Origin of the sequence: Campylobacter sp. VBCF_01 NA2, from assembly GCF_027797205.1 — a bacterium.
Lineage (GTDB): Bacteria > Campylobacterota > Campylobacteria > Campylobacterales > Campylobacteraceae > Campylobacter_B.
In genome coordinates this window covers 904,320-926,624 of sequence record NZ_CP115607.1, presented here as the reverse complement: position 1 = coordinate 926,624, position 22,305 = coordinate 904,320, and the positions used below count along the sequence as shown (strand labels likewise).

At 40.1% G+C, this 22,305-nt stretch carries 22 protein-coding genes and 1 tRNA gene; 12 read left to right on the top strand and 11 right to left on the bottom strand.

Translation table 11 applies throughout. The annotated features are described in order from the left end of the window. Positions 1 to 12: 12 nt before the first annotated feature. Genes hemL through PF027_RS04770 form a run of 4 tightly spaced genes read right to left on the bottom strand, consistent with a single transcriptional unit; the run spans position 13 to position 3,635 of the window. On the bottom strand, positions 13 to 1,284 hold the full coding sequence (hemL, locus tag PF027_RS04785) for a glutamate-1-semialdehyde 2,1-aminomutase (protein WP_270864476.1): 1,272 nt from the start codon (positions 1,282 to 1,284) through the stop codon (positions 13 to 15). After that, positions 1,268 to 1,651: a c-type cytochrome gene (locus PF027_RS04780; RefSeq protein WP_270864475.1), complete on the bottom strand. Its 384-nt coding sequence runs from the start codon at positions 1,649 to 1,651 to the stop codon at positions 1,268 to 1,270. Before PF027_RS04780 ends, hemL begins: the two co-directional genes overlap by 17 nt. Positions 1,652 to 1,702: 51 nt before the next feature. Next, complete coding sequence (locus PF027_RS04775) at positions 1,703 to 2,938, bottom strand: ArsS family sensor histidine kinase (protein WP_270871763.1); 1,236 nt, start codon at positions 2,936 to 2,938, stop codon at positions 1,703 to 1,705. A 16-nt stretch (positions 2,939 to 2,954) separates the two neighbouring features. Further along, entirely contained in the window at positions 2,955 to 3,635 is a 681-nt protein-coding gene (locus PF027_RS04770) for a response regulator transcription factor (protein ID WP_270859460.1), read from the bottom strand. 255 nt (positions 3,636 to 3,890) lie between these two features. Between PF027_RS04770 and PF027_RS04765 the strand changes: the two genes are divergently transcribed. The 10 genes from PF027_RS04765 (at position 3,891) to PF027_RS04720 (ending at position 12,861) form a co-directional block, all read left to right on the top strand. Beyond that, positions 3,891 to 4,187 carry an HU family DNA-binding protein gene (locus PF027_RS04765; protein WP_270859461.1) on the top strand — a complete coding sequence of 99 codons (297 nt, stop codon included), beginning with the start codon at positions 3,891 to 3,893 and terminating at the stop codon, positions 4,185 to 4,187. A gap of 86 nt (positions 4,188 to 4,273) precedes the next feature. Further along, a tRNA-Leu gene (locus tag PF027_RS04760) sits at positions 4,274 to 4,360 on the top strand. Between the two features lie 104 nt (positions 4,361 to 4,464). Continuing rightward, positions 4,465 to 5,895: an acetyl-CoA carboxylase subunit A gene (locus PF027_RS04755; protein WP_270871764.1), complete on the top strand. Its 1,431-nt coding sequence runs from the start codon at positions 4,465 to 4,467 to the stop codon at positions 5,893 to 5,895. A gap of 9 nt (positions 5,896 to 5,904) precedes the next feature. Then, the gene (locus tag PF027_RS04750) at positions 5,905 to 6,129 is read left to right on the top strand and encodes a hypothetical protein (RefSeq protein WP_270859463.1); all 225 of its coding nucleotides are present in this window, start codon (positions 5,905 to 5,907) and stop codon (positions 6,127 to 6,129) included. Beyond that, a complete protein-coding gene (locus tag PF027_RS04745) occupies positions 6,129 to 6,845 on the top strand; it encodes an arginyltransferase (protein WP_270870645.1) in 717 nt (238 codons plus the stop codon). The genes PF027_RS04750 and PF027_RS04745 overlap by 1 nt, the downstream gene beginning before the upstream one ends. Before the next feature lie 144 nt (positions 6,846 to 6,989). Beyond that, a complete protein-coding gene (locus tag PF027_RS04740; protein WP_270876199.1) occupies positions 6,990 to 7,754 on the top strand; it encodes an ABC transporter ATP-binding protein in 765 nt (254 codons plus the stop codon). Next, the gene (locus PF027_RS04735) at positions 7,754 to 8,683 is read left to right on the top strand and encodes an ABC transporter substrate-binding protein (protein WP_270876246.1); all 930 of its coding nucleotides are present in this window, start codon (positions 7,754 to 7,756) and stop codon (positions 8,681 to 8,683) included. Before PF027_RS04740 ends, PF027_RS04735 begins: the two co-directional genes overlap by 1 nt. Continuing rightward, positions 8,676 to 10,541 carry an iron ABC transporter permease gene (locus PF027_RS04730; RefSeq protein ID WP_270876200.1) on the top strand — a complete coding sequence of 622 codons (1,866 nt, stop codon included), beginning with the start codon at positions 8,676 to 8,678 and terminating at the stop codon, positions 10,539 to 10,541. The genes PF027_RS04735 and PF027_RS04730 overlap by 8 nt, the downstream gene beginning before the upstream one ends. 24 nt (positions 10,542 to 10,565) lie before the next feature. Further along, on the top strand, positions 10,566 to 12,635 hold the full coding sequence (locus PF027_RS04725; protein ID WP_270876201.1) for a TonB-dependent siderophore receptor: 2,070 nt from the start codon (positions 10,566 to 10,568) through the stop codon (positions 12,633 to 12,635). 4 nt (positions 12,636 to 12,639) lie between these two features. Beyond that, the gene (locus PF027_RS04720; protein WP_270871769.1) at positions 12,640 to 12,861 is read left to right on the top strand and encodes a hypothetical protein; all 222 of its coding nucleotides are present in this window, start codon (positions 12,640 to 12,642) and stop codon (positions 12,859 to 12,861) included. 2 nt (positions 12,862 to 12,863) lie between these two features. On the opposite strand, the gene PF027_RS04715 is transcribed toward PF027_RS04720, so the two are convergent. The 6 genes from PF027_RS04715 to PF027_RS04690 all read right to left on the bottom strand — a co-directional run bounded on the left by PF027_RS04715 (position 12,864) and on the right by PF027_RS04690 (position 17,384). Then, positions 12,864 to 13,238, bottom strand: a complete 375-nt coding sequence (locus PF027_RS04715) for a GtrA family protein (RefSeq protein ID WP_270871770.1) — start codon at positions 13,236 to 13,238, stop codon at positions 12,864 to 12,866. Continuing rightward, a complete protein-coding gene (locus PF027_RS04710; RefSeq protein ID WP_270871771.1) occupies positions 13,235 to 14,926 on the bottom strand; it encodes a DUF6056 family protein in 1,692 nt (563 codons plus the stop codon). The genes PF027_RS04715 and PF027_RS04710 overlap by 4 nt, the downstream gene beginning before the upstream one ends. A 12-nt stretch (positions 14,927 to 14,938) precedes the next feature. Continuing rightward, positions 14,939 to 15,829, bottom strand: coding sequence for a glycosyltransferase family 2 protein (locus PF027_RS04705; RefSeq protein ID WP_270876202.1), 891 nt, complete (start codon positions 15,827 to 15,829; stop codon positions 14,939 to 14,941). A gap of 188 nt (positions 15,830 to 16,017) precedes the next feature. Next, positions 16,018 to 16,752 carry an LPS export ABC transporter ATP-binding protein gene (lptB, locus tag PF027_RS04700; protein WP_270858753.1) on the bottom strand — a complete coding sequence of 245 codons (735 nt, stop codon included), beginning with the start codon at positions 16,750 to 16,752 and terminating at the stop codon, positions 16,018 to 16,020. Then, positions 16,745 to 17,155, bottom strand: a complete 411-nt coding sequence (gene tsaE, locus PF027_RS04695) for a tRNA (adenosine(37)-N6)-threonylcarbamoyltransferase complex ATPase subunit type 1 TsaE (RefSeq protein ID WP_270871773.1) — start codon at positions 17,153 to 17,155, stop codon at positions 16,745 to 16,747. Before tsaE ends, lptB begins: the two co-directional genes overlap by 8 nt. Further along, positions 17,139 to 17,384, bottom strand: a complete 246-nt coding sequence (locus tag PF027_RS04690; protein WP_270862526.1) for an RNA-binding S4 domain-containing protein — start codon at positions 17,382 to 17,384, stop codon at positions 17,139 to 17,141. The genes tsaE and PF027_RS04690 overlap by 17 nt, the downstream gene beginning before the upstream one ends. Before the next feature lie 340 nt (positions 17,385 to 17,724). On the opposite strand from PF027_RS04690, the gene PF027_RS04685 reads away from it, so the two are divergent. Further along, positions 17,725 to 19,872 (top strand): TonB-dependent receptor domain-containing protein, encoded by a 2,148-nt coding sequence (locus tag PF027_RS04685; protein WP_270871774.1) that lies wholly within the window; start codon positions 17,725 to 17,727, stop codon positions 19,870 to 19,872. 61 nt (positions 19,873 to 19,933) lie between these two features. Here the strand turns inward: PF027_RS04685 and PF027_RS04680 are convergent, their stop codons facing one another. Continuing rightward, positions 19,934 to 20,911: a putative transporter gene (locus PF027_RS04680; RefSeq protein ID WP_270871775.1), complete on the bottom strand. Its 978-nt coding sequence runs from the start codon at positions 20,909 to 20,911 to the stop codon at positions 19,934 to 19,936. 173 nt (positions 20,912 to 21,084) lie between these two features. Between PF027_RS04680 and PF027_RS04675 the strand changes: the two genes are divergently transcribed. Further along, a complete protein-coding gene (locus PF027_RS04675) occupies positions 21,085 to 22,302 on the top strand; it encodes an argininosuccinate synthase (RefSeq protein WP_270871776.1) in 1,218 nt (405 codons plus the stop codon). The last annotated feature ends 3 nt before the right edge of the window (positions 22,303 to 22,305 follow it).

Genomic DNA, 22,305 nt, shown 5'->3' with positions numbered 1-22,305 from the left:
AAATTTCAAAATTTACAAATTTGCCATTGCTTCATCTGCCATTTTTATGGCAAAATCTATATCTTTTTTGCTCATTGCCTCGCAAATAAAGCCAGTTTCGAACTGACTTGGCGCCAAAAATACGCCCCGTTTTATCATTTCGCGGTGAAATTTCGCAAAACGCTTAGTGTCGGATTTGAGCGCGTCATCGTAGTTATTCACCTCATTTTCGTTGAAAAAATACCCAAACATACTTCCCACACAAGCCGTTTGAAGCGCGATACCATGCTTTTTGGCGGCTTTGCTAAGGCCGTTTATAAAGCGTTTGGCGAGTGAATTTAAATCTTTGTATAAATTTTTCTTAGCATAAATTTTACTCAAACTCGCAATTCCAGCCGCCATTGCCACTGGGTTTCCGCTTAGCGTGCCTGCTTGATAAACACCGCCAAGAGGACTGATTAGATCCATGATTTCAGACTTTCCGGCAAAGGCTGCCACGCTCATACCCCCACCGATTACCTTGCCAAAGGTTACGATATCGCCCTCTATGCCATACACATCGTAGCTTCCGCGCGCACTAGCGCGAAATCCGCTCATTACCTCGTCCATGATTAGCACGATTTTTTTCTCGTCGCAAATTTTGCGAAGTTCGCTTAAAAATTCGGCTTTTGCAGGCACCAAGCCCATATTTCCAGCGATTGGTTCGATGATTATGGTGCCGATATCATTGGCTTTGACAATCGCTTTGACGCTTTGGATATCGTTATAAACAGCGACAAATGTGTTTTTAGCGATATCTTCTGGCACGCCAGCACTGCTTGAATACCCAAATGTAGTTGCCCCTGAACCTGCCTTGACCAAAAGCGAGTCGCTGTGTCCGTGGTAGCAACCAGCGAATTTTATTATGCCGTCTTTTCCGCTGTAAGCGCGCGCTAGGCGGATTGCACTCATTGTGGCCTCTGTGCCACTGCTAGTGAAGCGAATTTTATCCAAAAATGGAAATTTATCTAAAACAAGCTTAGCAAGTTTCGTTTCTAGCGGGCTTGGTGCGCCAAAACTTAGTCCAAATTTCGCTGCATCGCAAACCGCTTTTTGGATATCTTTATCGGCATGTCCGAAAATTAGCGGACCCCAACTTTGCACGAAATCAAGGTATTTTCTGCCCTCGACATCGTAGATATATGCGCCTTTGCCCTTTTTTACCATAAATGGCTCGCCACCTACGCTTCCAAATGCGCGAACAGGCGAATCAACGCCACCTGGGATAAATTTCATAGCCTTTGCAAATTCAGTTTTGTTTGTCATTTTCGTCCTTTTTTTGGGTTTGATTTTTGGCTTTTAAATATTTGTAAATAATGATAATTTCATCTTTTGTAAGAAAATAGCTTGGCATAATGTCCTTGCTAGCGCCGATTCCGTCGGCTAATTCTTGCAGTGAAAGGGTGTTGATTTTGGGTGCAAAAAGGGATTTTTCATAGTAGGTTTCGTTTGAGCGGTTAAATTCCTCGTATTTTGCGATGAGCTGTCCCTCGCCACGCTCGCCGTGGCACTTATCACAGCCGATTCCACGGGGGTTTTGATAGAGCATGGCTCCGTATTCTTCATCTGTGATGAAGCTCTCTGCACACAAACAAACACCGAAAAATGCTAGTAAAAATATTAAATTTCGCATAAACTCACTTTTTAAAAAATTTTGCAATCATATATCAAATCGCCTTAAAATTTAGAGTAAAATTTCACTCATATTATCAAAATAAAAGATATTTGTCTCATTTTCTCTGCGGTATTTAAAGGCTAAACCATGCGATTTGGCGATATTATCGACGATGTATAGCCCAAGACCGAAGCTTTGTTTGGCGTTTGAGCCCTTGGAAAATGCCTCTTTGTAATGCTCGAAATCCTGCTCTAACTCTGGCGAATTGCTGATAAAATCAAAGGTCGCTCCGACATTTATGATGACATGGCGGTCGGTGGAGTATTTGATTGCGTTGTCGATTAGATTTTTCACAGCGATTGAAAACAGCTTCAAATCTACATTAAATTTCAAATCCTCTGGCGCATTTATGGTTACTAAATTTTCGCCTATCATTGCGATTTTTAGGGCTTCGTTTATGATTTCTTTGGCTGAGTAAATTCCACGCTCTCCAAGCGGAATCCCAGAAGTCGCCCTTTCGACTGCGGCAAATTCGTTAATCAAATCTTCTAGCCTTTCAAATACCGATAACAAGCGCTCTTGATATTTGTTTTTTTCGATCATTTCGACGGTTATGCGACCTTTGGTAATGGGCGTTTTTAGCTCGTGCATGATGTTTCGCAAAAATAGGTGGCGCGATTCGTTTAGTTTGTTGATCTGCGTAACTGCGCCGTAAAACGCGCGCGAAACCTCGGAGATTTCGTCTGTGCCTGTGGCGACATTTGCGATATTTAGATCGCCTGTGGCAAATTTATCGATTTGGCGTTTTAGCTTGCGAAGTGGTTTGATTTTGCGTATAATAAAAATGTATGCGAGCAAAATAATCACCAAAATTCCGCCATAAATCGCCCTAAAAATATCGTAGCGATATGGTTGGTATTCTTTGTCGTTTAAAATTCTAACCTCGTTTGCGTGAGTGATTTTGAGGTAGTGTTTGCGGTTATACATTATAATATCAGCCGAGCCGATGTCAGCCGAAATACTATCTAAAATTTCGCCATTTTCGTTTAGTTGCTTTATAAAATTTTCGTCATTAATGCTAGAAAATTCGAAATTTGCGATTTGTCTTTGGAATTCGTTTTGCGAGATGAGCCTACTCATCTGGTATAGGTGCGAGCGCGCGACTATGGAGTATTTTGTGTTTAGCTCTCTGGTGTAGTTTTGTTTATCATATCCGATGAGCCAAATGAGTGCGAGCGATACGCCAATCGTCGCAAGCGCGAAAATAAATGTAATGGTATAAAAAATCGAAGATCTAAATTTCATATTTAAATTTCAAAATTTATTGCACGAGCTTGTATCCCACGCCCCTGATTGCGTGGATATATTGCGGTGTCTTGGAGGTTTCGCCAAGCTTGACTCTGATACGACCGACGATGACATCTATGCTTTTTGGCGAAGATTCTTCGCTGATTGAGGAGCTGTTGTAAATGAGCTCTTCGCGCGTGATTGCTCCGCCTTCTTTTTTGACTAGATATGAGAGGACATCATATTCAGCGACTGTCAGCGATAAAGGCTGCCCTTTGAAGGTGATAATGTGCGAAAAATCATCTACTACGATGTCTTTGTTGGTTTTTTCGCCACTTTGTTTGATCGAGCCTGTGTTGTAGCGCTCGACATGGCGTTTAATGCGGGCTAGAAGCTCTTGGGGGTTGTATGGTTTTGGTAGATAATCATCTGCGCCGAAATCAAAGGCGTTGATTTTATCGGTCAAATCGTGGCGCGCACTAGAAATGATAATAGGTAAATTCGAGGTTTTGCGGATTTCTTTGCAGACTTCAAGCCCGTCCATACCAGGAAGCGTTAGGTCTAAAATCACAAGGTTGAAATTTTCTAATTTAAGCTTCGAAAGTCCGATAAATGGGTCATCTGCGACGGTAATGTCGATTTCGTATTGTTCTAAGTATTCGCTTAAAATTTCAGCCAACTCCAAATCATCTTCTATCATCAAAATTTTTGTCATATTTTTACCTTAAATTTAAAATTTTGGGCGCATTATATCAAATTTAAGATTATAAAAAATTTTAGCGCCTAAATTTGTGTAAATTTGGGAAAAAATGAAAAAATTTATTTTTCAAATAGTGTGAAAATAGGCAAAATTTTGCCAAATTTCGTGAAATTTTGCCAAATTTGGCGAAAAATTCGCAAAATTCTATTGAAATTTTTATCAAAGTATTGTAAAATGGTCGCCGTTACACTTTATCACAAAGGATACTCTATGAAAAAAGCTGATTTTATCAGTATTGTTGCTGAAAAAGCAGGACAAAGCAAAAAAGATACTACAGCAGTAGTAGATAAAGCTCTTGAAACAATTAAAGAGCTATTAGTTAAAGGCGATGAGATTAGTTTCATTGGCTTTGGTTCTTTTAGCATTGCTGAGCGTGCTGCTCGTGAAGGCAAAGTTCCTGGCACAAACAAAACTTACAAATCACCTGCTACAAAAGTAGTTAAATTTAAAGTTGGCAAACAACTTAAAGAGGCTGTTGCTGCTTCAAAAGCTAAAAAGAAAAAATAATTTTTCTTAACTCTTTAAGCCCCAAAATTTTTGGGGCTTAATTTTATTTTAATCAAATTTTTGTATAATCTCGATTTTTAATTCAAGCCCAGGTGGTGAAATTGGTAGACGCACCAGACTCAAAATCTGGCGGAGGCAACTCCGTGCCGGTTCGATTCCGGCTCTGGGCACCACTAAAATCCTTTAAAATTTTGACTTTTTCCCCTAAATTTCAACTTGATATAACATTTTTTATACTATCATACGCAATATTATTTTTACAAAAAGGTGTTTTAGTATGATACACAAAATTCTCATAGCAAATCGCGGTGAAATCGCGGTTAGGGTTATTAGAGCATGTAGAGATTTGCACATAAAAAGTATAGCGATTTACACCGAGCCTGACAGAGACTGCTTGCATGTTAAAATTGCTGATGAGGCCTATGAGGTCGGTACAGAACCACTTACTGGGTATTTGGACGCCAAAAAAATCGTAGAAATAGCCAAAGCAAGCGGTGCGGACGCTATCCACCCTGGATATGGATTTTTGAGTGAGAATTATGATTTCGCAAAAGAGGTCGAGGATGCGGGGATTATCTTTATCGGTCCAAAACCAGAAGTTATCCGCAAAATGGGTAATAAAAACATCGCTCGCTATTTAATGCGTAAAAATGGTATTCCTATCGTGCCAGGCACCGAAAAATTAAACAACGAATCAATGGAGACTATCAAAGAATACGCCCGCAAAATCGGTTATCCGGTGATTTTGAAATCAAGCGGCGGCGGTGGAGGGCGTGGAATCCGCGAAGTTTGGAGCGAAGAGGATATGGAAGCGGCGTTTGAATCCTGCACCAGAGAGGCGAAGGCGTATTTTAACAACGATGAAGTTTTTATGGAAAAACTCGTCGTCAATCCGCGCCATATCGAGTTTCAAATCATCGGCGATAATTACGGCAACATTATCCACCTTTGCGAGCGCGATTGCTCAATCCAACGCCGTCACCAAAAAATCATCGAAATCGCCCCGTGCCCGTCGATTAGCGAGCATTTGCGCAAGACCATGGGTATCACCGCAGTAGCCGCAGCTAAGGCTGTGAATTACTCAAATGTCGGCACTGTGGAGTTTTTGCTCGATGATTACAACAATTTCTATTTTATGGAGATGAATACCAGAATTCAAGTCGAGCACGGAATCACCGAGGAAATCACTGGCGTGGATATCGTCGTGCGCCAGATCCGTATCGCAAATGGCGAAATTTTAGAGCTCGAACAAAGCGATATCAAACCGCGCGGTTACGCGATTGAGGCGAGAATTACAGCCGAAAATGTATGGAAAAATTTCACCCCAGCACCTGGCAAGGTCGAGGATTATTACCCAGCTTTGGGACCTAGCGTGCGCGTGGATAGTCATATTTACAAAGGCTATAAAATTCCGCCATTTTATGACTCGCTTTTAGCTAAACTCATTATCAAAACCACAGATTACGACTTGGCGGTAAATAAGCTAGAAAGGGCATTGAAGGAGTTCCGCATAGAGGGTGTGCGCACGATAATCCCATTTTTGCTCTCGATCAGCAAATCGCGTGAGTTTAGATTGGGATTTTTCGATACGAGCTATGTCGAGAAAAATTTGGACAAAATTTTGGCAAATACCAAGGACGATTTCGATACGAAAAAAACCGAAGTCGTCGCTGCAATCGCTTCTGCTATGCGAGAAGCCGAAATTTAGGGAGCGAAAATGGATTTTTTAGAATCGCTAAATAGCATAAAAAAAGATATGATTAAAGAAGAAAAGGCGAAAAATCCGCCCAAACCTAAGCCAAAACCAAACCCAAATCGCGATGAATTTAAAGATATTTTCAAAGATGAGGATTTAGGCGATGAGAGTGTGAGTGCGCGCGAAAATCGGCTAAAAGATGAGTTTTTGAAATATATCGAAAATGCAAATATTAGAAAAATTTAATGCTTGAAATTCCATTTTGCACGCTCGATTTTCCCTGCCCGTATTTGCAGGGAAAATCAGCTAGAAATGAATACATTTTTGTCAAAAATGCCTCGTATTCTTATAATTCAAATTTAGTCACTCACGGATACAGACGCTTTGGGAATTACTTCCAAAAGCCCATTTGTGCGGGTTGCGATGAGTGTAAAAGCCTGAGAGTAGATGCGAGAAATTTCAAATTTTCCAAATCGCACCGCAGAGTTTATAAAAAAAACGAAAAAACCACTCTTGGCTTTTCAGCACCGATTTTAGACGGCGAGCATTTGGAGCTTTTCGAAATTTATCATAACTATATGAGCGAAAAAAAGGGCTGGCCACGCCAAAATATCACGCCTGAGAAATACTATGAAATTTATGTGGAGGGATATGGAAATTTCGGCAAGGAAATTTCGTATTACGATGAGTTTGACAGGCTGATTTGCGTCGATTTGATCGACATTGTCGAAGATGGGATAAGCTCGATTTATTGCTATTACGACCCATACAGAAGCGATCTTAGCCTTGGGAAATTTTCGCTTTTAAAGCAGATTGAGATTGCGAAAAAATTTAATCTGCGCTGGATATATTTGGGGTATGCAGTGCGTGAGTGTCCGAGCCTAAAATACAAATTCGACTACCAGCCATATCAAATTTTATTTAGCTATACAGACCCGCAGGAGCCTAGTCTATGGGAGTAGAGTAGGGCAGGTTTTGCTATACTTTATCATTTTTAAAATTTTTAAATTGATATGGCTTTTGATAATAATTGTTAAATATTTAGTTTAAATTTATTAAATTTTTGATAATATCTATCTTTTATTTTAATAATGGATATTATCATCGTGTTAAAAACTAGTAATTTGAATTACCAAATACAAAATAAAAAAATTTTAAATAATATAAATTTAGAGTTTGCAAAGGGCGAATTTTACGCTCTCATAGGGCACAATGGCTCTGGCAAATCCACGCTTATCAAGCTTTTAGCCGCACAAATCAAAAATCAAAGTGGCGAAATTTCGCTAAATGGCAAAAAAATCGAAGATTACGCAAAAAAAGAATTTGCCAAAAGTGTTGCTTATTTGCCCCAAATTTTACCAGACGCTTCTAATTTGACGGGCTTGGAGCTAGTTATGGCGGGCAGATATGCGCACGGGGGCAGGTATTTTACGGACAAAGAAAACGACACCAAAATCGCTACCGAGTGCCTACAAATCACAGATACGCTCAAATTTAAAGACCAGATCGTCTCCACACTAAGCGGTGGCGAGAAATCGCGCATTTTCCTAGCCATGCTACTCGCGCAAGAAAGCGATTTTTTGCTACTTGACGAGCCATTAGCGCCCCTAGATATTGCCCACCAGCTAAGCGTCATGGCGCTAATCAAAAAAATGGCAAAAGAGCTTGGCAAATGCGTCATCATCGTGATTCACGACATAAATTTAGCCTGTTCGCACTGCGATAAAATCATCGCACTAAAAGGCGGCGAGCTGATACTAAACTGCCCATCTAGCGAGGCTATGAGCGCAGAAAAAATCAAAGAAATTTATGGCGTAAATGCCCATATAATCGCGCACCCAAAGACAAATTTATTAACGGCGATGTTTTGATGAGAGTGGTTATATTTTTGCTGATTTTTTGCGGCGCAGTATTTGGGGGCGAAAAACCGCGTATAATCACGCTAGATTGGGGTGTGGCGGAGATTTTGGAGTTTTTAGAAGTTGATCCAATCGCGATGGCAGAAAAGCAGAGTTTTATGCTCTGGGGTGGTGGGCTAGGTAGTGGTGCAAATACCCTAGATTTGGGGCTTAGAAACCAGCCGAGTTTGGAGATGATAATAGCTTTGAAGCCTGATTTTGTGCTTTTGCCATCGTTTTTTGCGGGGCACGAAAAAACCATTTCAAAATACGCCAAAACCCGCATTATCGATGTTTATAAAGACGGAAATTTGGAAGACAACCTAAACGCGGCTGTTTTGGAAGTGGCGAAAATTTTGGATTGCGAAGAGAGGGCGAAAATTTTACTTGCCAAAAACAACGAATTTTTCGAAAAAATGAAAAAAGAGCTAGAAAATTTCACCACGCCTGTTTTAGTCGTGCAGTTTATCGACGCGGCTCACATTAGGATTTATGGCGCAAACAGCCTGTATGGCGTGGTTTTGGCTAAACTTGGGATTACAAATTTGGCTCCAAGTAATTTATCATATAATCTCTGGGGTATCGCGAGTGCCCATGTAAGCGCACTTTATGAAGTGGAGCAGGGCGCAAAGCTCGTAATAATCGAGCCAAACAGAGTTGATATAAACTCGCAAATCGCCTCAAATGGGATTTATAAAAATTTGCAAATTTTGCAAAATCGCGCGCAAATAGAGGCTGTGTGGAGCGCTGGTGCGTGGCCAAGTATGCAAAAATTTGCAAATTTGCTGAGTGAAATTTTGAAAAATGATGCAAATTCGGCGAATTCCAAAATTTCGCCAAATTTGGCAAATTTATCAAATTCTGCAAATTCTAAAATTTCGCAAAAGAGCGCAAATGAATAAAACTCTGCCAATCTTAACGCTCATTTTTGCGATACTCTGCGCCATTTCGCTTCTTGGCGCACACGCGAATTTGGGCGAAATTCGCACCCTTGTGGTGCTAAATTCCACCCTGCCACGCATTTTGACGGCTCTTCTTTGCGGTGCGCTACTTTCGCTTTCATCGCTTTTGCTCTGCGCTATTACGCACAATCCATTAGCGAGTGATAGCACCAGTGGCGTAAGCGCGTCAAGTGCCTTTGGGGTGCTGTTTTTGGGGCTGTTCGCGCCTGCTCTTGGCACCACGCTAAGTGCGTTTGTGGGCGCACTCATCGGACTTGGGCTTTTGTTTGCGCTCACAAATACGCGCGAGTTTAGCGCATTTAGCGCGACGCTGTGCGGTCTAATCATAGGGCTAGTCTTTGGCGCACTAAGCGCGCTACTTTTGATTTTTTTCAAAGATGAGAGTTATTTTATCACGGTTTGGCTAAGTGGCGATTTAGCCCAAAACGGCTACGCAAACCTGCGCACAATGGCGATTTTATCGCTTCCAGCCCTGCTTGTAACTCTTGCTTTTGCGCGTTCGTTTTGGCTCTTTGGGCTTGGCGATAGCACGGCAAAATCGCTTGGGCTAAATGTCGTTTTGGTGCGAATTATAGGCTTTGTGCTGGGTGCGTATTTTACCGCTGTGGCGGTGGCGCATTGCGGGATTATCGCATTTGTGGGACTTGGGGCGAGTTATCTCGCAAATCAGCTGAAATTTAGCTCGTTTGTCAAAAAAGCCCTTTTTTGCGCCATTTTGGGGGCTTTGATACTTGGAATTTGCGACGCAGGGCTCATAATACTACAAAATTTAACCCAAATTTCGCTTCCTGCGGGTGCAATCTGCGCATTTTTGGGTGCGCCGATGTTTTTGTGGCTCATACACTGCGCCACAAAGGACGCAAACGCAGGAAACGGCGCCAAAAACGAAATTCGTGAAAGGGCAAAGTATTTAAATTTGCCACTTCTTGGCGGAATTTTGGCTGTTTTTGTGGTGTTTTGTCTATTTTATGGCGAATTCTCGCGCGAAATTTTTGCTCTGCGCATAAACCGCGTTTTCACAGCCTTGTTTTGTGGCGGAATTTTGGCTGTTTGTGGCTATATTTTACAGAGCCTAACCCGCAATGACATGGCCTCGCCTGAGCTTCTTGGCATTAGTTCTGGCGTGAGCCTTGGCGTGCTTGCTTCGATGTTTTTCGCACCTGCGCTTGGCTTTGTTTTTGGCGTATTTGGGGCGTTGGTGGTTTTGGGCTTTATTTTGGCGATAAATGCGAGAAGTGGCATGAGTCCAATGCGCGTGATTTTAAGCGCGATTGCGGTGAGTGCCTTTGTGAGCGCGGTGGAGAAAATTTTGCTTTTTAGCGGGGATAGCAGGATTTATGATTTTATCTCATACAGCGCTGGAAGCACCTATTCTACGAGTTTTTCGCAGGTTTTGCTTTTGGCGATGCTTTGCGTGATTAGCTTTGGCGTGGTGATGAGATTTCAAAGAGAAATTACGATTTTAAGCTTAGGCGATGTGTGCGCTAGTAGCGTGGGCGTGGATATTTTCAAATTTAAAACAATTTTGTTTGTATTTTGCGCCGTATTGTCGGCTTTTAGCGCACTTTGCGTGGGGCCAGTGAGTTTTGTGGGGCTTATCGCGCCACATTTGGCGAAATTTTTGGGCTTTCGCAAAACGGGCGCTGGGCTCATGGCAAGTGCGCTAATCGGGGCTTTGATAATGAGCGTGGCGGATTTTTTGGGTAGGAATTTGATTTTTCCTTACGAAATACCTTGTGGCGTGGTCGCTACGATAATCGGAAGCCTTTATTTTCTATGGATTGCAAGAAAAATTTAATAAATTTTAATCAAAGGAGCATTTATGCGAAAAATTTTTGGTAGCGCGTTTGCGCTTAGTTTGTGTGCGGCGGCTGTTTTGGCGCAGGAAGTCTCTGAGACGGCAAACGAGGCGCAGGTTTTAGACGAAATCGCCGTGGTAGGCTCGGTAGGCAAGGGTAGTGGCAAGGTCGATTTCATGAGTGCTGGAAGCTCATCTGTAATCGAGAGCAAAAAAGCAATCGAAGAGCGTGGCGCGACACAGCTAGACGAGGCCGTAAAATATGAAGCAGGTTTCATTGGACAGCCTTATGGCGCGGATTTGGATACTAGCGACTGGCTTAGACTTCGTGGATTTGAAGCAAGTGTGAGCTTGGACGGCGCTAGTGCGTATAAGGGCGGATATTTTGGTATCAGTCCTGATTTATACGGATATGAGAGTATCGAGGTGGTAAAGGGCGCAAACTCGCTACTTTATGGCTCATCATACGCTGGTGGCGTGATAAATCTCATCTCTAAGCGTCCAACTCTCACTCCACAAGGCGAAATCGGCGCGAAATTTGGCTCAAATCACCTGCGCGGGGTGTTTTTCGATGTCAGCGACGGATTTAGCGAAAATGTGAAATTTCGCATTGTAAGCGATTATGAGAAAAAGCGTGGCGACATAAATTACACATGGAACGAGCATTTTTTCATCGCGCCTTCAATTTTGTTTTTGCTAGGCGATGATACACAGCTCACACTTCTATCTAGCTTCACGCATGACGCAGGCACTGGAAGCAACGGGTTTTTCCCTTATGTAGGCACGATGATACCTGGCGCGCAGGGCAAAATTTCGCCAAGTGCGAATTTGGGCGCATTAAACGATAGCCTATCGCGCGATCAAATTTCAGTTGGATACGAGTTGGCGCATAGCTTTAACGACAAGCTAAAATTTGAATCAAGCTATAAATTTAACCGCGAAAACAAAGATCAAATCGGCGCAAGTGTCGAGTATAATATGATAAACGATACCGATATCGCGCAGGATTTGCTCTTTGTCGATGCGAGTGTAAATTCGCATATATTCGATAACCGCATAAGCTACGAAGACGAGTGGGGAAGTGTGAAAAACCGCCTAACTTTGGGCGTGGATTACAGAGATATCCGCGCTAGGGGGCAGTATTTTTACAACTACTTCGTAGGCACTATAAATGTCTATAATCCAGTGCGCACTCGCCTAATGGCAAATCCGGCGCTATCGTTTTCAAACCCGAATTATGACTTAGATCAAAGTCAGCTTGGGTTTTATTTAAACGATAAAATTGAGCTGTTTGAAAAGCTAAATTTAACGCTTGGAATTCGCCACGATAAGGCTAAGGCCACACTAAATGGTGATAAAAGCTACGACACGGACGAAACCACATATCAGGCTGGGATTTTATACGCATTTGATAGTGGATTTATGCCGTATTTCAACTACTCCGAGTCTTTTATGCCACAATCCGGCCGCACGAGTTCGGGCGAGTTTTACAAGCCAACCACGGCTAGACAATACGAAGCTGGTGTGAAATATCTGCCAAGCTTCATAGATGGCGAATTTAGCCTAGCGTATTTTGATATAGAGCAGAGAAATGTCCCATACACTGATGGTTCGAGCTTTTCAAGTCAGGCTGGAAAGCAGGTAGCCAAAGGCGTGGAGCTTGGCGCAAATGTGAATTTAAGCGAAAATTTAAACCTAATCACCGCTTACACGCACTACAACGAAGCCAAAATCAATGTCGATGGTTTTGACTACATGACGCCAACGCCACTAATCCCAAAAGATATGCTCTCTGGCTTTTTGGTGTATTCTATGGATTTAGGAGGCGGACATGGCCTCAAAATGGGCGCTGGCGTGCGCTATGTGGGCAAAAGCAAGAGCGAGAGCAGCGCATGGACATCGCCTCGCCACGACGCTGTGAGTGTGCCGTCACACACGCTAATTGACGCTATGGCGGAGTATTCGTATAAGGACTTTTCGCTTCGTCTAAATGCGACAAATATCGCTGATAAGGAGTATGTCGCAGGGTGCAACTACTGGTGCTATTATGGCGAAGGAGCAAAGGTAACACTAACCGCGAAATATAGTTGGTAAAATTTTGCGTGGAATTTTTAGTAAAATTTTGCGAAAATTTGCTGGAATTTTAGTGGAATTTCGCGTGGCGTGGTTTCGCGTGGCGTGGTTTCGCGTGGCGTGGTTTCGCGTGGCGTGGTTTCGCGTGGCGTGGTTTCGCGTGGCGTGGTTTCGCGTGGCGTGGTTTCGCGTGGCGTGGTTTCGCGTGATACTGCGCCACGTAAAATTTGGGCTAAATTTGATTTAAATTTAGCTCTTTTTGAAAACCCAAATTTTACTTAGCAAATATCCCGTGATAGTGTAAATCGCACCTGAGATGATTTGCGAAATATATGGATTTACGCCAAATTTCAAACAAATTTTAAGTGTGATAAAATTTAGGCTCCAAGCGATTAGCATGGAGCTTACAAATTTGAGAAATTCTTTTAAATTCGCCGTTTTGGAAATTTGTTTGCTTTTAAATGTAAAAATTTTATTCATCACAAACGAAAAACAGATTCCAACGGCGTAACCGATGATATTTGAAATCTCTGGGCTAAACCCTCGCCACATTAGCAAAAAGATTAGCCCAAAGCCGACGATTGTATTTAAAACTCCCACGAGCAGGTATTTTATGAGTGTCATTTTTGCTCTTTTAAATTTATGCTAAACTGCGCCGAAGCTTTTTCGCTCACGCTGTTATAAAACCCGAAATTTATCTTTTTAAATTTTTCTATATCAAAATTTTCTAAATTTATAACATAATAAATTTTTTCACCAATTTGTGTGAAATTGTTTATTTGTGTATGAGCATTTAGAAATTCGTTATCATTTATAAACAGATAAATATATAGTATATTATCACCTTGTTTGGCGATATTTAGGATATTTTTATCAAATTCAAAAACTAAATTTCTGTTATTTCTAAAAAGCCTTGGAGCATTATCATAAAATAAATTTAGTTTTAAATTATCGGCTAAATTTTGCGATAAAATCGGTTTTTGCGTTTTTATTATAGCGTAGTTAAATTTCGCAGGTAGCCAAGTGATTTTTTCGATGCCATAGTATTGTGGCATTCGCGGGCTTTGATAAAGGTCAAATTTGTCATTATCTTTTACTAGCTTTGTGAAATACCAATCAGGGATTTTTGCTTCGCTTTCGCCTTGATTTTTAGCTTTTAAAATAATTTCTTCTCTAATATCTGCTTGGATAGAAGTTTGCTTTACGGCGTATGTAAATCTAGCCCACGACAGAGCAAAATATGGCACAAAAACTAAAAATAAAAAGCCGATAAATAAAATTTTCTTCTTATCTTGCAAAGATAGAACTTCATAAATACAAAAACTAGCACTTAAAATTATAAAAAAGTTAAATGTATTTTGAGAACGCGCCATAAAAACAGGAGATACTACAAAAACCACAAACGAAAATACTGCCATTACAAAAAACAAAAATGCAAAAAGCCAAAATTTTTCTTTTTTCTCTCTGTTTTCTAAAATTTGAAGCGAAAAAAGCGATAAAATAATCGTGCAAAAAGCAAGCCAAAAACCAGAAATTCCGTTTGGAATACGATTAAAGATATGGCTTATAACTTTTCCAGAAAATGATAAATTACGCCAATTTTCGAGATTTGGGTGCTCTAATCTCTTAAAATTCCCAGGTGCAAAAAATAAAATCAAAAATCCACTTAATGTCGCTATAAAGGCTATTAGAAGCGTTTTTCTTTGATTTTTATAGATGAAAAATAATATAAAAGTAAAAAACACCATGCTAACGCCAGTGGCTTCGTTCGAAAGCCCTGCAAAAAATGCTAAAACCACAAGAAAAAAAGTTTTTGCTGTGGTTAATTTAATTTCATTATGGACTAAATTTAACAGATAAATTATATACAAACTAGCCCACATAAGCGTCCAAAGGTAGTTTGCGGAACCCACAAGCCAAAATGTCGTTTGCCCTAAATTTGGATTACAAAGCCAATAAAGAAAAAACGAAGCCCATAAAAGTGTTGTGCTTTTTGAGTTTATAAATTTTTCTTTTGCTATTATGCTAGGGATTATCGAAATACAGATTAAAATCACCAAAAGCACAAGCGAATTTAACGCCATATAAACAGGTTTTGAAAGCAAATTTAGACACAACGAACTTATGTAATCTGTGATAAATCTACCACTCCAATTCAGATAATGTTTTAAGTGTTCTTCAAGCGACAAGCCTTTTAAAAAATATGAATAATCATCGCTATGAAATGGAATAAAAAATGCAGGATAATATACCAAAGCAAAAATCGCAAAACAACTAAACAAATAGGCATAAAATGAGTTTTTATTTGCCATAAATTTTTACCTTTAAATGATTTCTTCGATTATAAAATGTGGTCTGTTTTTGACCTGTTCGTAGATTCGTGCTATGTATTCGCCAATTACTCCAAGCACGATGAGCTGAATTCCGCCCAAAAACGAAATAATGACAATCGTGCTAGCCCAACCACTCAAATCCACGCCAAAAATCAGCGTTCGCAAAATGACATAAGCTCCATATATAAAGGCAAAAGCACTAACAAAAAAGCCGATGATAAAGGCAAATCTCAGTGGTGCAGTAGAAAAGCTCACAAAGCCTTCAACGGCGTAGTTAAAAAGCTTTTTAAAGCTCCAACTGGTTTCCCCTGCAACGCGTGGTTCATGGTCGAATTCTAAGCATTTTTTCTTAAATCCAACCCATGCAAACATTGATTTTGAGAAGCGGTGATATTCGTTCATTTTAAGTAGTTCAGCCACTACGCTTTTATCCATTAGGCGATAATCCCTTACGCCACTTTCGATTTTTACGCCTGAAATTCGGTTGAAAATTTGATAAAAAGCTTCGCTAAATTTTGATTTTACATAGCCTTCGCCGACGCGGTCTTTGCGTTTAGAATAGACGATTTTATAGCCATCAAGATAGCTTTTTACCATTTGGCTTATCAGGCTTGGCGGATCTTGCAAGTCAGCATCCATTAGCACTACCATATCTCCATTAGCGTGTTTAAATCCTGCTAAAATAGCTGCTTCTTTGCCAAAATTGCGCGAGAATTTTACTAAATGCACGGCGCTGTCTTTTTCGTGAAGTTCTTTGATTTTTTCTGCCGTATTATCACGGCTTCCGTCATCAACAAAAATAAATTCATACTCTAAATTTGATAAAATTTCATTTTGAATTTGCTTTAAAACACCAAGTGTAACTTTGTAAAATTCGTCCAAAACAAGCTCTTCATTGTAGCAAGGAACGACTATGGATAAAAGTTTTGTAGAATTTTGCGGATTATTTTGCGTAAAATTTTGCTCTAAATTTTGCGAAAATTCATCTAAATTTTCGCTTTTACTCTCTCTCTCTCTCTCTCTGAAAATTCTTTCATTTTTTCATCTTTCTTAAATTTCGTCATTTAAGCCTAAATTTCACTATCAAATTTAAAATTATCGCCTAGATAGTATTTTCGCACATTTTCATCGTTTGCGACCTGTTTGGCTGTGCCACTAGTGAGCAACTCGCCGTCTTTGATGACATAGGCTCTATCGCAAATCGCCAAAGTTTCACGGACATTGTGGTCGGTTATCAAAATCCCGATGTCAAGCTCTTTTAGGCTTCGCACGATGTTTTGTATGTCGCTAACAGCGATAGGATCGACCCCTGCAAATGGCTCATCAAGCAGTAAAAATTTCGGCGTTATCATCAGGCTTCGCGCGATTTCGCAACGCCTTCTTTCGCCGCCGCTTAGGCTCACCCCTTTTCGCTCTCTTATCGGCTCGATATTTAGTAGATTTAGCATTTCATCGACTTTTTCGGCTGCGATTTTTTTGTCTTTATAGGTGATTTCAGCGGCAAGCATTAAATTTTCTTCCACGCTTAAATCCTTAAAAACGCTACTTTCTTGGGGTAGGTATCCGATGCCAAGCTTGGCGCGTTTGTGAAGCGGGACATTGCTAATATCCTTAAAATCGAGCAAAATCTCGCCACTCGTGCTAGAAATCAGCCCGCAAATCATATAAAATGTCGTGGTTTTGCCTGCGCCATTTGGACCTAGTAAGCCCACGACTTCGCCGTTTTCGACCTCTAATGAAACGCCCTTGATTATCGGGGTGCCTTTGATAGTCTTTTTCAAATCTTTTACTTCTAATCTATGCATAAACTACCTCGTATTCGCGTTTGTCGCCCACGACCTTGATATTTACCGCGCAACAATCCAGCTCATATTTTTCAATAAATTTTATCAAATTCTCGTCCGCCCACTCGATGATATGAAGCCCGTCTTCGAATAAATTTTCAATCAAGCCATTATTCATCATCGCCTCGCTACCGCCATTATACAGGTCGTAGTGGTAAATTTGGCCGTAATTTTGCATGAGTGAAAATGTCGGCGAACTCACAGCGGCTGGATCTATGCCGTGCGATAGCGCGATAGCCTTTGTTAGCGTGGTTTTGCCACTTGCTAGCGTGCCATTTAGCAAAATCACTCCACTGCGTGGCAAAATTTCAGCGATTTGCGAAATTTCGCCCTCGCCAAGCGTGAGTTTAAAGCTCTTTGACATATTTTTCTTGCTCACTTTTTGGCGTGTTTTTGGTGGCGGGAAAGCCCAGAACTTGATAGCTTTTATCTTTTTCTAAAAATTTTATGGTGATTATATCGCCGATTTTTAGGATTTTGCTAGCTTTTGCCACTGCGCCGTTGATATAGACTACGCCACTTTTGCACATATCCTCGCTTATGGCGCGCCTTTTTGTGATATTTACTGAATTTAAAAATTTATCGACTCTCATGGGCGGGATTGTAGCCAAATTCGCCTTAAAATTTGGAAATTTAGGCGAATTTAAAATTTTATAATTAATCAAAAATTTTACTACTATAAATTTGTTTTTATCAATTTTGTTAAAATGCATAAAATTCATAAATTTTAAAATTTTAAACGAAAATAAAACAATAAATTCTTATAAAATTTTTTAATAAATTTTTCTTAAAATTTTATAAAAACTTCGATAAAAACGAAGTATAATCGCTATTATATTTTATTGATAAAAATTTTCAATATATTTTAAGTTGATAATGAATATAATTTTGCCACTATTTTTAAATGCAAATTTAACGAAAGGAAAATTCCACATGAAAAAGAGCTTTTATCTTTCTTTGGCTGTGGCTGGTGTGCTTTTTGGTGTCGAAAACAACGCAACAACTCCCAAGCATAATGCGGTTGAATTCGACGAGATTATCGTTAGTGCGACCTTGACGGAGGTCGAAAATTTAAAATACGCAGGTTCGGTTGGTGTAGTTGGCGAAAAAGAGCTGAAACAAAAATCAAATGTCATTGATGTAATAGGTGATATTCCTGGCGTAAGTGTGGGAGAGGGCTTGCTTCGACCTACGGCACAAGAATTCTCTATTCGTGGCTTTTCGACTTGGGGAGATGGCGATAGGCTTATATTTAAGCAAGATGGCGTAAAGCGGGACGCTACTTTGTTTTCAAATCAAACTTCCAGCCTTAGAGTAGATAATGATATTTTAAAAACCGTGGAAGTTACCAAGGGTGCTAGTTCTATTTTGCATGGATCTGGTGCGATAGGCGGTATCGTAGATATGACTACAAAAGATGCTAGGGATTATTTAAGCGAAGGCAAAGAATTTGGTGCAATGCTTGGTTTTAGAGCAGAGTCAAACAATATGAAAAGCGGTAGAGCTGCTGTGTATGCCGATCCAAATGATGTCCCGATAGATATTTTGATTTACGGCAAACAAGCTGGCTATGGCAATATCAAATGGGCTGATGGCGGTTCTCATTATTCACAAACCCCTACCACAAAAACAAATGCTGATGAAGATATAAGGACTTTGTTTTTCAAGTTAGGCTTTGATTTTTACGATAGCCATAGAGCGCAATTTAGCATTTTTGATTATAACGGCGATTTGATGACTGCATGGCAACCTATGAGGCAAAACCCAGATGAGCTAACCCTAAGTGCTGATTTGACGCAACGAGATTATGTGTTTGATTATTTTTACACTCCTGCAAATCCATTTGTAAATTTATCATTTAAGGCTTATAAAACAGATGCTAAATATGACAGATTTTATATTTCTGGAACAGATTTGAGATATAAAAACGAAGATGAGCGTTGGGGAATTAATTTAAAAAATAACGCAGAATTTGATACGGGATTTTTAAATCATAATCTAGTTTTGGGTTTTGATTATCAGCAAAGAGAAGAGGGTGTTAGCTATGTCAGAAATGGTATAGATCAATCAATGAGTATGTTTGCATCACACCCAAATAAATGGAAAGATCTAGGAATTTATCTTCAAGATATTATTTCTGTGGGTGATTTTGAGCTTACATTAGGCGGTAGATATGATAAATTTGAACGAGAGGTTAAACGAGAGTATGGTGATAAATTTTCAGACAGCAGATTTTCGCCAAGGGTTGCGCTTGGTTATACCATTTTCGATAAGCTAACTTTGCTTGCTGGTTATAGCGAGAGTTTTAGGGCTCCTACACCACACGAAGCAGGTATGGCAGGTCCGGTAAATAGACCTTATTGGTATGTTCCAGCCGATGGGCTAGAACCCGAGATTGCGAAAGAATATGAAATCGGTTTTAGCTACGAAGATCAAGCATTGTTAAGCGATGACGATCATTTTAACTTTAAATTTATCCATTTCAACGGAGAGATTAGTAATTTTATAGAATTTGTTGATAGGGGAGATTTGGGAATTCCGCCACCAAATGCTATGAACGATCAATCAGATCCTACTAATCTGCAAAAATACGGTCAATATCAAAATATCGGTAAAGTAAAACGAAAAGGCTATGAAATTTCGACTAAATATGATATTGGTGATTTTAGTTTTGGTGCTAGTTACGAGAAATTAAAAATTTATGATGCACAAACAAAAGAGCCTATCAGAAAAACAGCTGATAGATTTATCGGAAAAGTCGATTATTCACCTATGAAGAATTTAAATTTGGGTGTGAAAGTTAGCCATTGGTTAAAACCTAAAACTCAACCACAGTATTACTATCCTGAGTATTATGGCACTCGTTATCCGTATGTAGATAAACCATTTACGACTGTTGATTTTCAAGGAAGCTATAAAGTTAGCAAAAACGAATATTTACCTTTCTTAGATGGAGCTACGATAAATTTTGGTGTGAATAATATAACAGATAAGCAATATATTCGTGCAGATACATATAAGGCTAGTTCGCAAGTCGGTCGTGGGCGAAATTTCTGGGTAGATTTAGAAGTTAAATTTTAAAATTTTCATTGAACTCCTTTTTGCGAATTTGGGTAAATTTCACCCAAATTCGCTATTTTTTTTACTCTAAATTTGGCTTATACCCGATATTTTCCTCAAATTCTTTAAGTCTCATGTGGATTGAGCGAAGTTCCGTAATCGTCGTCCAGTTATTCGTAAATACGCTAAAACTCACGCGCACTTTATTAAACGCGTTTGCTGTTTGGATCAGCACGCCAAGCGTGATTGCCTTGGTAAAAAGCCCGGGACCCATGATGAGGTAAGGCACCATGACTAGGATTTGTGAGTATGTATTTAGCCACGCATCGAAATACAAATAGTGCAAAAATAGCTTGTGGTAGTTAAATTTGAGCTTGTCAAAAAGCGAAATAATCTTTGTCTCGCTACCGTAGTTTTGCTTATCTTCTTCGGCGAATACTAGCTCTTTTCGAAATGCTGCTTCGACCTTTTGGTTGTTGTATTCTAGGCGTGGCAGGTAGCGTCCCACAAACCACGAAACCCCAAGCCCTCCGATACTAACGATTAGCGCAATCCAAACAAGCCCGCCTGGGATATTTTCGAGTATTGGCACTTTCACGCCTGAGCTTAAATTCCACAAAATCGGTATGAAGGCAAAGAGCGTCATAAAGGCATAGACGATACGCATGCCGACATCTTCGAGCGTTTTGGTGAAACGATAAATATCCTCTTGGATACGCTGCGAGCTACCCTCGATATCGCGCTCTACCTTGTGCCAAAAGCCGATATGCGCAAATGTCATCGCCTCGCGCCATTTTAGCACCCATACACGCGTGATATATCGCTCAGCAACCACCGATAACACGAACCAAACAGCAATCCAGATAAAAAGCAAAATTTGCTGGTAAAATTCATCGATTGTGTGCTTGTCTATCTCGCCACCCATATCATAAAATGTCCGATACCACTCGTTAAATTTTACATTTAAAACGGTTTGAAACAAATTTATACTTAGTATGCAAAACATACCGCCCCACGCCAAAATTCGCCATTTTTTGCTTTTGAAAAATGATGAAAACATTATCTACCTTTATTGAAAGTTTATTTCAAAATCAATTTTAGCAAATTTGATATTAATTTTTATTTTAACGCCTTAAAATTTCGTAAATTTCCCAAAATTTCCCAAATTTCAGAACTTTTAAACCAAAATTTAGCTAAAATCCTTGCCGTTATTTTCAAATCAAAGGAGTGGTTATGCAAAAAAGCGTAAAAAAGGTAGTTCTAGCGTATTCTGGCGGACTTGATACGAGTATTATTTTAAAATGGCTTGGCGATAATTATGGCTGCGAAGTGGTAACTTTCACCGCTGATATCGGTCAAAACGAAGACCTAGCCCCAATCAAAGACAAAGCCCTAAAACTAGGCATTAAACCAGAAAATATTTTTATCGAAGATTTGAGAGAAGAGTTTGTAAAAGAGTATGTTTTCCCTATGTTTCGCGCAAATGCAGTCTATGAGGGCGAGTATTTGCTAGGCACAAGTATTGCTAGACCGCTAATTGCGAAAAAAATGGTCGAAATCGCACAAAAAACAGGTGCAGACGCTGTAAGCCACGGCGCTACTGGCAAAGGAAACGATCAAGTTCGCTTCGAGCTTGGTGCATACGCACTAAAACCTGATATAAAGGTCATCGCTCCATGGCGCGAGTGGGATTTAAACAGCCGTGAAAAGCTCCTTGCTTACGCCGAGAAACACGGTATTGATATAACAAAAAAACCAGGTAAATCACCATACTCAATGGACGCAAATTTACTTCACATCTCTTATGAGGGTTTGGTGCTAGAAGATCCAAACCATGCCCCAGAAGATGATATGTGGAGATGGACAACAGATCCTAAAAACGCCCCAGATGAGAGCGAAATCATCGAAATCGAGTATGCTAATGGCGATCCAATCGCGCTAAATGGCAAAAAACTAAAAGCACATGAAATTTTACACGAATTAAACAATCTTGGCGCCAAACACGGTATCGGCAGACTTGATTTAGTCGAAAATCGCTATGTCGGTATGAAAAGTAGAGGTTGCTACGAAACCCCAGGTGGCACAATCCTTCTCAAAGCTCACCGCGCGATAGAGAGCCTTACGCTAGATCGTGGCGCAGCGCACCTAAAAGACGAGCTTATGCCAAAATACGCTGAGCTAATCTACAATGGCTTTTGGTTTAGCCCAGAGCGAATCATGCTTCAAAGCCTAATTGATAAATCACAAGAGTGCGTAAATGGCACAGTTCGCATAGAGCTATACAAAGGAAATGTGATTGTAAGAGGCAGAGAGAGCAAAGATAGCTTGTTTAATGTCGAATTTAGCACATTTGAAGAAGACGCTGTATTTAACCAAAAAGACGCAGACGGCTTTATCAAGCTAAATGCGCTTAGATTTATCATCGCAGGAAAAAGCGGTCGAAAATTTTAAAAT